The organism is Delftia sp. K82, assembly GCF_002193035.1.
GTDB classification, from domain to species: Bacteria; Pseudomonadota; Gammaproteobacteria; order Burkholderiales; family Burkholderiaceae_C; genus Comamonas; species Comamonas acidovorans.
Genome location: NZ_MYFL01000001.1, coordinates 2,821,413 through 2,833,966 on the forward strand (window position 1 = coordinate 2,821,413; position 12,554 = coordinate 2,833,966).

Sequence of the window (12,554 nt, forward strand, 5' to 3'; positions counted from 1 at the left end):
CGATTCGGCCAAGAACACATTCATCAGAAGAACGGAACACATCATGGAAGCAGAACGCATCAACCTCATCGGCAACACCCTCGAAGATCTGTCGCAGCGTGCGGCAGATCTACGGAGGTATCTTTGACTACGATGCAAAGTACGAACGACTGCGCACGGTAAATGCCTCGCTGGAAGATCCCAGCGTCTGGAACGACCCCAAGAAGGCCCAGGAACTGGGCAAGGAAAAGAAGCTGCTCGACGGCGTCGTGCTGACGCTGCAAAAGCTGACCACCGAGCTGGCCGACAACGCCGAGCTGTTCGAGATGAGCAAGGAAGAAGGCGATGAGACCGGCCTGCTCACCATCGAGGGCGAGACCGCCAAGCTGCAGCCGCTGATCGAGGAGCTGGAGTTCCGCCGCATGTTCGGCAAGGAAGCCGATCCGCTGAACTGTTTCGTGGACATCCAGGCCGGCGCCGGTGGCACCGAAGCCTGCGACTGGGCCGGCATGCTGCTGCGCCAGTACCTGAAGTACGCCGAGCGCAAGGGCTTCAAGGCCACGGTCGAGGAAGAGACGCCGGGCGACATCGCCGGTATCAAGAGCGCGACCATCCACATCGAAGGCGAGTACGCCTACGGCCTGCTGCGCACCGAAACCGGCGTGCACCGCCTGGTGCGCAAGTCGCCCTTCGACAGCTCGGGCGGCCGCCACACCAGCTTTGCCTCGCTGTTCGTCTACCCCGAGATCGACGACTCGATCCAGATCGAGATCAACCCCTCGGACGTGCGCACCGACACCTACCGCGCATCGGGCGCGGGCGGCCAGCACATCAACAAGACCGACTCGGCCGTGCGCCTGACGCACATGCCCACCGGTATCGTCGTGCAATGCCAGGACGGCCGCAGCCAGCACAGCAACCGCGACGTGGCTTGGCAGCGCCTGCGCTCCAAGCTATATGAGCACGAGATGCAAAAGCGCATGGTGGAGCAGCAAAAGCTGGAGGACACCAAGACCGATGTGGGCTGGGGCCACCAGATCCGCTCGTACGTGCTGGACAACAGCCGCATCAAGGATTTGCGCACCAACGTCGAAATCTCGGCCACCCAGAAGGTGCTGGACGGCGACCTCGACGCTTTCATCGAAGCCTCGCTCAAGCAAGGCCTCTGATTTCAAGCCCCTGGGCGGCACCGGCCGCACAGGGGCTTGAACTCTGTCCCCTGATATTGGCATAGGAAGGAATCTGTATGCTGCAACTGCGTGACGGGCAGGCCCCTGCCACCGCCATCCACCGCGCCGACTACCAGGCTCCTGCCTGGTGGATCGACACCGTGGACCTGACCTTCGATCTCGATCCGGCCAAGACCCGCGTGCTCAACAAGATGCGCGTGCGCCGCAACACCGAGGTGCCGGCGCAGCCGCTGCGCCTGGACGGCGATGAACTGAACCTTGCGCGCGTGCTGGTCAACGGCGGCGGCACCTCGTTCAAGATGGACGGCGACCAGCTCGTGCTGGAGAACCTGCCCGAGGGCGGCGACCCCGTCGATCTGGAAATCTTCACCACCTGCGCGCCCGCCAAGAACACCAAGCTCATGGGCCTGTATGTGAGCCAGGGCACGTTCTTCACCCAGTGCGAGGCCGAGGGTTTCCGCCGCATCACCTATTTCCTGGACCGTCCCGACGTGATGGCCATGTATACCGTGACGCTGCGCGCCGACAAGACCGCGTACCCGGTGCTGCTGTCCAACGGCAACCTGGTCGAGCAAGGCGCGCTGGAAGACGGCCGCCACTTCGCCAAGTGGGCCGACCCGCACAGAAAGCCCAGCTACCTGTTCGCCCTGGTGGCCGGCAATCTGGTTGCGCGCGAGCAAAAGATCAAGAGCCGCGCAGGCCGCGACCACCTGCTGCAGGTCTTCGTGCGCCCCGGCGACCTGGAGAAGACCGAGCACGCCATGAACTCCCTCATGGCCAGCGTGGCCTGGGACGAGGCCCGCTTCGGCCTGTCCCTGGACCTGGACCGCTTCATGATCGTCGCCACCAGCGACTTCAACATGGGCGCCATGGAGAACAAGGGCCTGAACGTCTTCAATACCAAGTACGTTCTGGCCAGCCAGTCCACGGCCACCGACACCGACTACGCCAACATCGAGTCCGTCGTCGGCCACGAGTACTTCCACAACTGGACCGGCAACCGCGTCACCTGCCGCGACTGGTTCCAGCTGTCGCTCAAGGAAGGCCTGACCGTCTTCCGCGACCAGGAATTCAGCATGGACATGGCGGGCAGCCCCTCGGCGCGCGCCGTCAAGCGCATCGAGGACGTGCGCGTGCTGCGCACCGCCCAGTTCCCCGAAGATGCGGGCCCCATGGCCCACCCGGTGCGGCCCGACAGCTACATCGAGATCAACAACTTCTACACCGTCACCATCTACGAAAAGGGTGCCGAGGTCGTGCGCATGCAGCACAACCTGGTGGGCCGCGAAGGCTTTGCCAAGGGCATGAAGCTGTACTTCGAGCGCCATGACGGCCACGCCGTCACCTGCGACGACTTCGCCCAGGCCATGGCCGACGCCAACCCTGGCAGCGAGCTGGCCCAGCGCCTGGACCAGTTCAAGCGCTGGTACAGCCAGGCGGGCACGCCCCAACTGCGCGCCGAAGGCAGCTATGACGCCGCCGCACGCACCTACACGCTGACGCTGAGCCAAAGCTGCGCGCCCACGCCGGGGCAGGCCGAGAAGCTGCCCTTCGTCATCCCCGTGCAGATGGGCCTGCTGGGCCAGGACGGCCGCGCGCTGACCCTGCGCCTGCAGGGCGAGGATCAGGCGGCAGCGGGCGACAGCCGCCTGCTCGTGCTGTCCGAGCCCAGCCACAGCTTCGTCTTCACCGACGTGGACCAGGAGCCCGTGCCCTCGCTGCTGCGCGGCTTCAGCGCCCCCGTGGTGCTGCAGCACAGCGACAGCGATGCCGCCTTGCTGACCCTGCTGGCCCATGACAGCGATGCCTTCAACCGCTGGGAAGCTGGCCAGCGCCTGGGCCTGCGCATCGCGCTGCAGGCCATTGGCGACACCTCCATCACGGCAGAAGCCAGCGGCCAGATCACGGCCGCCCTGCTGCCGGCCTCTTTCGTCGAGGCCATGCGCGGCGTGCTGCGCCATCCGCAGCTGGATGCGGCCTTCAAGGAGCTGATGCTGACCCTGCCCGGCGAAAGCTACATCGCCGAGCAACTGGCCGTGGTCGATCCGCAGCGCGTGCACGCCGTGCGTGAAGCCATGCGCCAGCAACTGGCGACCGAGCTGCAGGCCGACTGGCAGCAAGCCTGGCAAGAGCACAGCGACACCGGCGCCTACCGCCCCGACCCCGTAAGCTCCGGCCGCCGTGCGCTGGCAGGCCTGGCCCTGTCCATGCTGTGCCTGGCCGCACGCGCCTCGGGCGACAGCGTCTGGCCCGGCAAGGCGCTGCAGCGCTTCAAGGACGCCGGCAACATGACCGACCGCATGAGCGCCCTGACGGCACTGGTGCAAAGCGGCCACCCGCTGGCCGCCCAGGCCCTGGCGCGCTTCCACAAGCTGTTCCAGCACGATGCATTGGTGCTGGACAAGTGGTTCGCGCTGCAGGGCGGCGCCTGCGACCGTGGCGGCAACGTGCTGCCGGCCGTCAAGCAGCTGATGAAGCACCCCGACTTCCAGATCAAGAACCCCAACCGCGCGCGCAGCCTGATCTTCAGCTACTGCAGCGCCAACCCAGGCGCCTTCCACCGCGCCGACGCGGCGGGCTATGTGTTCTGGAGCGAGCGCGTCATCGAGCTGGACGCCATCAACCCCCAGGTCGCCGCCCGCCTGGCGCGCGCCCTGGACCGCTGGAGCAAGCTGGCCGAGCCCTACCGCACGGCCGCACGCGAGGCCGTCGCCCGCGTGGCGGCCCGCGCTGAACTGAGCAACGACGTGCGTGAAGTCGTCACCCGCGCCCTCGCGGATTGACCCAAGGCGCGGCCCAGGCCGCGCCTCCCGGATTTTTAGGAGTTGAACCCATGAAGAAAAACGTCAGCCTGACCCGCTACCTGGTCGAGCAGCAACGCGTGGACGGCCTCATCCCCGGCCAGTTGCGCCTGCTGCTGGAAGTCGTGGCCCGTGCCTGCAAGCGCATCAGCCAATCCGTCAACAAGGGCGCCATCGGCGACGTGCTGGGCACGGCCGGCAGCGAGAACGTGCAGGGCGAAGTCCAGAAGAAGCTGGACATCATCGCCAACGAGGTGCTGATCGAGGCCAACGAATGGGGCGGCCACCTGGCAGCCATGGCCTCCGAGGAAATGGAAGGCATCTACCTGGTGCCCAACCGCTACCCGCACGGCGAATACCTGCTGATGTTCGACCCGCTGGACGGCTCATCCAACATCGACGTCAACGTCTCCATCGGCACCATCTTCAGCGTGCTCAAGAAGCCCGAAGGCCACCCCGGCGTGACCGAGCAGGACTTCATGCAGCCCGGCACCCAGCAGGTCGCGGCCGGCTACTGCATCTACGGCCCGCAGACCACCCTCGTGCTGACCGTGGGCGACGGCGTGTCCATGTTCACGCTGGACCGCGAGCAAGGCTCCTTCGTGCTGGTGCAGGAAAACATCCGCATCCCCGAAGACACCAAGGAATTCGCCATCAACATGTCCAACATGCGCCACTGGGACACCCCCGTCAAGCGCTACGTGGACGAATGCCTGGCCGGCGTGGAAGGCCCGCGCGGCAAGGACTTCAACATGCGCTGGATCGCCTCCATGGTGGCCGACGTGCACCGCATCATGACCCGCGGCGGCATCTTCATGTACCCCTGGGACCGCCGCGAGCCCAACAAGCCCGGCAAGCTGCGCCTGATGTACGAAGCCAACCCCATGTCCTGGCTCATAGAGCAGGCCGGCGGCGCCGCCACCAACGGCAAGCAACGCATCCTCGACATCCAGCCCACCCAACTGCACGAACGTGTGAGCGTCATCCTCGGCTCGAAGAACGAAGTCGAAAAAGTGACGCAGTACCATTCCGAGGCATGAATTTGCCGTTATAATTTTTGTCTGTCGCCGGTGTAGCTCAGTTGGTAGAGCAGCTCATTCGTAATGAGAAGGTCGAGGGTTCGATTCCTTTCTCCGGCACCAAAAACATAGCATCCATGCGGGTTCCGCAAGGATTCTGAGGGGAAATTGGGGAAACTCAATTTCCCTTTTTGTTTTGCAACGGTCAAAGCATACCTGAGCCTCGGCAGCTCAAGCCAGCATGTTCAGCCCATGGCGCTTGCAGCTGGCTCGCTCGCAGCGGCGCTTCTTCCTCAGGCCTCTCCGTACCCTCACCAGCACACCAAGTGCCTTCAACTTGCTCGGATTTCAGATCCGACCAAGACTGACCCTGCCTCGTTTCCACGTACACCAAGTCATGCAGCCAAACGAGCGTTCTCCCAGGTCACTGGGGGCAGGAAGCCGTTGGCCGAGTGCAGGCGCTGGCGGTTGTACCAGCCCTCGATCCAATCGACTATGTCCAGCCTGGCCTGCGCTCGCGTGTCGTAGCGTACCTGATGGATGCGCTCGACCTTCAGCGTCTTGAAGAAGCTCTCCATCGGCGCGTTGTCCCAGGCATTGGCCTTCCTGCTCATGGACATCGTGATGCCCAGCTCGGCGGCCAGTGCCCGGTAGCGCCCGCCGGCATACTGCGACCCGCGGTCGGTGTGGACCAGCAGCCCCTTGGCAGGTTTGCGCAGCCACCATGCCGACTTCAAAGCGGAGCACACCAGCGTGGCGTCGATGGTCTCGGACATCGACCAGCCGACGATGCGCCGACTGGCCAGGTCCAGCACGGCGGCCAGGTACAGCCAGCCCTCGCAGGTGGGCACGTACGTGATGTCCGCCACCCACGCCTGGTCGCTCTGCCAACCATCAAAGCGCCGATCCAGCAGATTCGGCGCCACCGGCAAACGGTGCGCCGAGTCGGTGGTCGTCACGAACGGCTTTCTGTACACCGGGCGCAGGCCCTGGCGCCGCAGGCTCTTTCGCACTCGCTCGGCGCTGACGACCTCTCCCTGCTGGCGCAGCTTGTGAACGATCCGAGGGCGGCCATAGCTTCGACGGCTGGCATCGTGGATGGCCGCCACCTTGGCGTCCAGAGCCTGGTTGGCCAGCGTGTTGGGACTGGGCGGGCGCACGCGCCATTGGCAGTAGCCGCTGCGAGACACCTGCAGCACGCGGCAAAGCCGACTGACGGTGTATTGGTCGCGATGCTCGTCGATCCAGGCGTACTTCATCGCGACCCCCTGGCGAAGTACGCCGTCGCTTTTCGAAGGACTTCCACATCCAGCTTCGCGTCGGCCAGTTCTCTGCGCAGGCGGCTGTTCTCCGCCTCCAGTTCACTCACGGGGCGGCGCGCAGGCGCCTCGGTGGGCGGCACAGCCGCGCCACTGCCGCCGCTCGCTGCGACACCTCGCCTGGACCAGTTGCCCAACGTTGCCACCGGCACGCCCAGGCGACGTGCTGCCTCGTGTCCGCCGACTGACGCCGCGAGTCTGACGGCCTCAGCCTTGAATTCCTGTGTGTACTGCCGCTTGGGCAGCTTGCCTTCTTTCATTTCGATTCTCCGTACCTCTGAAGTTATCAACTTCTTGCTGTACGTGAAATCGAGGCAGGGTCACATCTCATCTCTTGCATCTCTGAAGTCTGCTGGTTGCTATGACTTCATTCTGCTTGTCGCAGCCACAGCGGCCCAGCGGATTACGACGTGGTGTCGAGGTATACGTGCCTCAACGCTGCCTGAGCAAAACCACGCGCGCCCATCGTCTTCAAGATGGCGCAAGGCCACATCTTCCTCTCCATCAACTTGAGCCAAGTCGATGCTCCTGTTAGGCGCCACCACGCAGGCCTTCATCCCATGACGCGATGCATTCTTCGCCGCATGCGTCTGATGGCGGCGGAAACAACGAAGCCACCCGAAAGTGGCGCAACCACTGTGCGAACATGTGTACTCCCCCGGTCTGAGATGAGTCACTTAACGTTCTCTATAGACTGGTCCGATGACCGAGCCATTCGACCACGCCGATACAAACGCCATCCGGCTGCGGCTACGCAGCTACGAGGAGCGTTGCACGCTACTGTTGCGCGCAATCGGCGACAACAAAACGGTCACCGCACGGGTCGAGCAGATCAGGGACCAATACATCGCGCTCAAAAGAGATCTCAAGGCCGATGCCGCTGCCACGCGTCGCGCCGGGAAGGACCCAGCTTGCGCAGTTGCTGCATTTTTTTCCCCTGCAGTCAATGAGGCAGCTCTGCACCTGAAGCCAACCTCCGGCTCTCATCCGATAGCGGGAAATTGGTTGTCTGCGGTGTATGACGCGCGGGTTGATATCTGCCACTACCTCGCGCAGCTTGACCGCAACTGACCCCGCAGTGTCAGCGGGGTCACTGCAAAAAAAAACCTACCAAGGCAAGCCTGGGTAGGTAACTGCTGGACGGATCCAGCAGGGGAGGGATACGAAGCGTATCAAGAAGAATTTATGGCAGGTAGGACGCCTTCAGGCCTCACGCGCTACTGTCGCCATACCCGCTGCCTCTCCGGCTCCAGCGCCTATCAAGCCTCCCAGGGCGCCGCCAACAAAAATGCCTACAGGGCCAGCAGCTACGGCGCCGACTCCCGCACCCATCACTGCGCCAAGCATCATGAAGCCGGCCACCATGGTTGACTTTGATTCCCGGACTGACTCCTCTTTGGTCATCCGAATCTGCGCCGAGGGATCAGGATCTTGCGAGGGCACACCATGCCCCTGAACGGCCTGCTCAGCAAGATCCGGGTCAACGGGCCGCCCCAGCAGGTACTTAAGCGAAATCGATGAAGTCATAGCGCTCTCCCCAGAGATGAGGAAGATGGAAGCACCTCGCCTCACCTTCGTTGTACTCCCTGCTGCTCACTCGCACCTGTGGTCCAGACAGCCGGCGCGGCGTAAGGGAAGGCGCTCTCCCGCCTTCGCAACATTCATTCGCTCTGTACCCGGAAAAACAAAGCCCGCAGGCATTGCCAGCGGGCTAGTGATCTTTAGGGACGTGTGATGTTTCCCCCCATCGCTTCAATGTCTTGCCAGACTCACCCCTGGGCTGCAACCACCTTCAGGCCCTTCATCAGCTTCAGCGCGGCGATGGTGCCGCAGCGGGCGCGGTCCACATGCTCGCCAATGTGCTCGGAGATCAGCAGGCCCTCGGCTTCGTGCGGCACTTCACGGGCGCCAAAGCCCTTGCAGGTCTCGCAGATCGCCATCTTGCCCAGCTTGACGCCGCCACAGCCTGGGCACTTGCGGTCGCACCACCACAGCAGCACGTCGGTCAGCTTGGCGCGGGCATTCTTCATGCCCTGCGCCAGCACCCAGGGCATGAAGCCGGCGTGCGTGTCCACCAGGCGGCTGTACTGCGGCAGGCTGCGCAGGATCTGCATGCGGCGCTCCATCTGCCACCGGCCCTCGGCAAAGCGGGCGCCAACCATGTCGAGTCGGCCTCGGCTCTTGCGAGGCAGCTGCTCGGCCACGCGCTGCAACTGCTCCTCGGTCACCCCCTTTACGTCGATCTGTATTCGGTAGGTACCGGAGGCAGTTTTCTTGGGCTTCGCCATGGGGGAAAAGTGGCGAAAATTGGGGGCAAACGTTGTGCAAACATGTATTTCCGCTGCACATGCCGCTTTTTGGAACAATCAAAACTTGTTGATTTGCATGACTTTGTGCAAGACAAGCACATACCAACACAGCTATTCGATTCCTTTCTCCGGCACGGCGTGTGTCAAGGTAGTTGTCACGTCAGTCGTCAGGCCACTCGCCTGCTCATCTCATGTTCCGCACGCTCCGGATTGAGGTACACCTCATCCGGCAGATGCCAGTTGCGCGGCCCCGCGCTCCAACGCTGCGGGTTGCGCTTTTCTGGCCTGCGCGTACAGCTGCATGCGTTGCTGCAGCAACCGCCGATCCTGCCTTCTGTGACGCTGGCCTGGCGTTACATACTTCAGCGCGCTGTGGCGATGCTCTTCGTTGTACCAATCTGCAAAGCGCAGCACCCATTGCCTGGCCTGCCGCACGTTGTCGAACGGGCGCTCGGGCCACAGCGGACAGTATTTGGCCGTGCGGAACAAGGCCTCGGCGTAGGCGTTGTCGTTGCTGACCCGAGGCCGGCTGTATGACGGCACCACACCCAGTGTCTGCATTGCCATCAGCAGGTCCGAGCCCTTCATTACCGAGCCATTGTCTGAGCGCAGCACCAACGGGCTACCTGCCGTTTGCTCACGCAGGCAGGCCTTGTGCAGCAGTTGGGATGCATGCTGCGAGGACTCGGCTTCGTGCACTTCATTGGCAATGAGCTTCCTGCTGTAGACATCCTTGACCATGTACCAGTAGAAGAAGCGGCCTTTGACGGTGCTGGGCATCCAGGTGATGTCCCAGCACCACAACTGGTTGGGTGCGTCCGCTCTGTGCGTGGTCAAGGGCCGCGCCACCGGCGCTTTGCTGCGTCCCCGTCGCCGGTTCATGCCAGCGGCCTTGAGCACGCGGTAGAACGTCGATTCGCTGGCCAAGTACAGGCCCTCGTCAGCCAGCTTGGGCACGATCTGGTGCGGCGTGAGACTGGCGCAGTCGCCACGGTTGGCGGCATCGAGCACAGCCTGACGCTCGGCTTCGCTGAGCTTGTTGGCGGGTTGTTCGTGCCGGGCACCTGGGCGTCCATCCGATGGCCGGGTTCGCCAGCGCTGGATAGTCCGAAGACTCAGGCCCAGCACAGCACATGCCGGCCCTTGCCGGGCGCCACTGCCAATGGCTTCGTCGATCAACTCCATGGCCTGTTTGCGATCTTGGGTGTTGATCAGACGTCCTCGTCCTTGCCCCAGATCGCATCCGCTTTTTTTCTGAGAACCAGCAATGCTGCTGCCTCCGCCAACGCCTCGGTTTTGCGCTGCAGTTCCCGCTCGAGATTGCGTAACTGCTGCTGCGTATCAGCGCTGATCACACGGCCCTGTTCATGTACAGGACCTGCGCCGCCGTTGGCCTGCTCGCAGGCTTGGCGCCATTGCTGCAGCTGCTCTGGCAGGATGCCCCTGGTTCGGCAGTAAGTCGCGATCTCCTCTTCGCTGAGCGGCGCTGTCTGCAGGACAGCCTGGAATTTCTTGGTGCTGCTCCAGCGCTCCCTGGGCTGGCCAGCGGGCACGCATTGCCCTTCCTGGCGGGCCGCATCGCGCCAGGTGCGCAGGGTGACGGCAGTGATGCCGGTTTCTTTGGCCAGCTCAACCACGGTGCGGTTCAGCGGTGGCTTCATTTGCTCGAGTGCCCAGAGTTTTTGCTCGGGGGTGTAACGGATCTGCTTCATCTTGCGCTCTATGGTGCCGCCTGCTTTGCAAAGGGAAGCTGAGGCGACAACTATCCTGACATAGAGGGGGCACCAAACAAGAAGCCCCAGATTCGCAAGAGTCTGGGGCTTTTTCGTTGGGTCATGCTTGTGGCTTCGCGCCTCCTGCGCGCGCCGCCATCCGCACCGCGAGGGCCGACAGTACGGCGCTGCCGCCCGCCAGCAGGATGGACGATGTGTAGCTGCCCGAAAGATCGAACAGCAGCCCCGCCAGGCTGCCCCCTGCCACGGCAGCAATACCGACCGACACGTAGAGCGCACCCAGAATGGCGCCCAGGCTCCGCGTGCCAAACCAGGTGGCAGCCACGGCCGGGTACAGCGCGATGCAGCCGCCATTGACTGCACCGAATGCCAACGCGAATCCCGCCAGGGCCGTGAAGCCTTGCGCCATGGACCACAGCCCGCACAGCAGGGCCAGACTCGCGGTCAGCAGCATCAGAAAGCGCAGCGGCCCCATCCTGTCGCCCAGCCGCCCCAGCACCAGACGCCCGAGCACATTGCCGACGCCGATCAGCCCGATCAGCAGATTGGCCTGCGCGGCCGGCAGCCCCTGCTGACGTGCCAGCGGATTGATGTGGATCAGCGCCAGGAACAGGCCGATGGAGCCGAAGAAGATGGCGGCGAAATACCACCAAAAGCGCGCCTGCCGGGCCACTTGCCCCAGGCCGACACCCACCACACCTTGGCAGGTCTGCCCCGCAGCCTTGGCGCTGCCGGGAGGGATGCCATCGGGATGCAGGCCCAGCTCCTCGGGCCTGCTGCGCAGGGCGGCTGCGGCAGCCAGGCCGGCCAGTGCGATGGCTGCGGCATAGACCTGCATGGTCAGTTGCCAGGACAAATGCTCCATGAGTGCGCCGGCCACCACGGGCCCGAGCAGGGTTCCAAGTCCGGTGCCGGCAAGCGCAATACCCGAAGCTGAACTGCGCCGCAGCACGAACCAGCGCTGAATGGTGGAGACAGCAGGCACGTAGACCAGACCAACTCCCAGCCCGACCAGCGCACAGAAGGCACCCAGGAAAGCCGCCAGCGATGATGTCAGCAGGCTGCTGGCCACAAAGCCCAGCGACAGCAACACAATGCCGGCCGAGGTGACGGTGCGCACCGAGGTCCTGTCGCTCCAGGCGCCCGAGAACACGCCGACGGCGTAGTAGATCAGTGCCGTCAATGAAAAGATGGAAGCCGTGGAGAAGCTGCTGGCGCCGAACTGTGCCTGGATGCTGAAGAAAAATGCCCCGAACGAGTAGGCGGCACCAAAAATCAGCGCCAGCAGCACATGGACAGCGCCCACGATGTACCAACCCCGGAACAGCCTGCCTCGGTCCATATGCATCTCCTTGATAGGGCTGACTGTAGTTGTCTATACATGTTCAGACATTAAGTATCAACCCGGAGATCACAGGCAAGCGAGATCACCGGCAGTTGCCCGTCAGAGGTCAGGCAAGCTCAACGAGCCGCCAATCCGAAACAGCGTGCCAAGCCACCTCGCCCTGCACGTACATAGCCACCTCGGGCAGGGGCCCAGGCATGCAAAGCGCCAGGCACACGGCCTGTGCATCGCAATCCCGGCCTTGCCACAGGCGGCCGTGGGCCAGGGGCTGCCGGGCCGTGTCGAGCGCAGCGGAGGCCGGTGCCCACGCAAGCTGCCGCATCCGGACAAAGTCCAGGCCCTGGCCCAGGCTCTTGAAATAGGCCTCCTTCAGGCTCCACAGCTGCACCAGGCTGTGCTGCAGGCGGGCTCCGTCCTGCGCCTGCAGCCACGCGCGTTCGGGCGGGGAGCACACCATCTCGGCCATGCCATGCACGTCGCGCTGGCGGCGCTCTGCCCGCCGCTCAATGTCCACGCCCACCGGGCCTTGTGCGGCGGCGCAGGCCAGCCAGCCGGCGCTGTGCGAGAGGCTCAAACGGGACTGCGCTCCAAAAATGCCAACCTTCCCGCCTTGCTCCACGTGGGGTGCAGCATTGCGGGGCGCTGCCAGCCGCCAGGTCGATGCGGCATCGTGCCCGCCGGCCAGCAGCAGGCGCATGGCATAGCGGCAGGCGATGAATTCGCGCTGGCGCGCCTCGCGCATGCCGGCATGGCGCTCCCGCTCCGAGTCCGTCAGCCAGCCCGCAGCCAGCGACTGCGCATTTGCCCACAAGGGCGCCTGCGCCCCCACCAGCAAGGCGCAGGCAGCCGGCGCGCTCAA

The 12,554-nt window shown here is 64.0% G+C and carries 9 protein-coding genes, 1 tRNA gene and 1 pseudogene; 5 read left to right on the top strand and 6 right to left on the bottom strand.

The window, feature by feature from the left end; all coding sequences use genetic code 11:
- The first annotated feature begins 43 nt into the window (after positions 1–43).
- The 4 genes from prfB (at position 44) to KDK82_RS12385 (ending at position 5,112) form a co-directional block, all read left to right on the top strand.
- A protein-coding gene (gene prfB / locus KDK82_RS12370; protein WP_013802816.1) for a peptide chain release factor 2 occupies positions 44–1,148 on the top strand; the annotation gives its coding sequence in 2 pieces (ribosomal slippage) (positions 44–124 and positions 126–1,148; 1,104 coding nt in all).
- Between the two features lie 77 nt (positions 1,149–1,225).
- Positions 1,226–3,952 carry an aminopeptidase N gene (gene pepN, locus KDK82_RS12375; protein WP_088165043.1) on the top strand — a complete coding sequence of 909 codons (2,727 nt, stop codon included), beginning with the start codon at positions 1,226–1,228 and terminating at the stop codon, positions 3,950–3,952.
- Between the two features lie 50 nt (positions 3,953–4,002).
- Positions 4,003–5,010, top strand: coding sequence for a class 1 fructose-bisphosphatase (locus KDK82_RS12380; protein WP_013802818.1), 1,008 nt, complete (start codon positions 4,003–4,005; stop codon positions 5,008–5,010).
- A gap of 26 nt (positions 5,011–5,036) precedes the next feature.
- Positions 5,037–5,112: transfer RNA gene (locus KDK82_RS12385), tRNA-Thr, on the top strand.
- A gap of 272 nt (positions 5,113–5,384) precedes the next feature.
- On the opposite strand, the gene KDK82_RS12390 is transcribed toward KDK82_RS12385, so the two are convergent.
- Positions 5,385–6,568 (bottom strand): IS3 family transposase gene (locus KDK82_RS12390; RefSeq protein ID WP_088165044.1). Its coding sequence is split into 2 segments (ribosomal slippage): positions 5,385–6,277 and positions 6,277–6,568, totalling 1,185 coding nucleotides; the frame shifts between segments, so codons are not numbered across the junction.
- Between the two features lie 442 nt (positions 6,569–7,010).
- On the opposite strand from KDK82_RS12390, the gene KDK82_RS12395 reads away from it, so the two are divergent.
- The gene (locus KDK82_RS12395) at positions 7,011–7,379 is read left to right on the top strand and encodes a hypothetical protein (RefSeq protein ID WP_088165045.1); all 369 of its coding nucleotides are present in this window, start codon (positions 7,011–7,013) and stop codon (positions 7,377–7,379) included.
- Between the two features lie 132 nt (positions 7,380–7,511).
- Here the strand turns inward: KDK82_RS12395 and KDK82_RS12400 are convergent, their stop codons facing one another.
- The 5 genes and pseudogenes from KDK82_RS12400 to KDK82_RS12420 all read right to left on the bottom strand — a co-directional run bounded on the left by KDK82_RS12400 (position 7,512) and on the right by KDK82_RS12420 (position 12,554).
- Positions 7,512–7,835: a bacteriocin gene (locus tag KDK82_RS12400; RefSeq protein ID WP_088165046.1), complete on the bottom strand. Its 324-nt coding sequence runs from the start codon at positions 7,833–7,835 to the stop codon at positions 7,512–7,514.
- Between the two features lie 242 nt (positions 7,836–8,077).
- Positions 8,078–8,596 (bottom strand): hypothetical protein, encoded by a 519-nt coding sequence (locus KDK82_RS12405; protein WP_239970977.1) that lies wholly within the window; start codon positions 8,594–8,596, stop codon positions 8,078–8,080.
- A 188-nt stretch (positions 8,597–8,784) separates the two neighbouring features.
- A pseudogene (locus KDK82_RS12410) lies at positions 8,785–10,329 on the bottom strand (IS3 family transposase).
- A gap of 121 nt (positions 10,330–10,450) precedes the next feature.
- Positions 10,451–11,692 (bottom strand): MFS transporter, encoded by a 1,242-nt coding sequence (locus tag KDK82_RS12415; protein ID WP_088165047.1) that lies wholly within the window; start codon positions 11,690–11,692, stop codon positions 10,451–10,453.
- Positions 11,693–11,801: 109 nt separating this feature from the next.
- Positions 11,802–12,554, bottom strand: coding sequence for a 4'-phosphopantetheinyl transferase superfamily protein (locus KDK82_RS12420; RefSeq protein WP_088165048.1), 753 nt, complete (start codon positions 12,552–12,554; stop codon positions 11,802–11,804).